The organism is Prauserella cavernicola (assembly GCF_016595675.1).
Lineage (GTDB): Bacteria > Actinomycetota > Actinomycetes > Mycobacteriales > Pseudonocardiaceae > Prauserella_A > Prauserella_A cavernicola.
Genome location: NZ_JAENJH010000067.1, coordinates 1 through 290, shown reverse-complemented (window position 1 = coordinate 290; position 290 = coordinate 1). Strand labels below are relative to the sequence as shown.

General features: G+C 79.3%; 1 protein-coding gene. It reads left to right on the top strand.

From position 1 onward, the window contains the following. A partial coding sequence (locus JHE00_RS34720; RefSeq protein WP_200326446.1) for an MmgE/PrpD family protein occupies positions 1-290 on the top strand: 290 nt, incomplete at both ends.

The following is a 290-nucleotide window of genomic DNA, read 5'->3' as shown; positions in this document are numbered from 1 at the left end:
CGGAGGCGGCGTTCGTCAATGGGGTGCTGTGCCACGCGCTCGACTTCGACGACACGCACCCGGAGTCGGTGACGCACGTGAGCGTCGCGGTGACCCCGGCGGCGGTCGCCGCGGGGGAGGCGGCCGGGGCCGACGGCGCGACCGTGCTGGCCGCGGTGGTGGCGGGCACCGAGGTCTCCACGCGGGTCGGCGCCGCTGCGGGCGGGGTCTTCCACGCCCGCGGACTGCACCCCAGTGGCGTGTGCGGCGTGTTCGGCGCCGCGGCCGCCGCGGCGAGGGCCCGCGGGCTC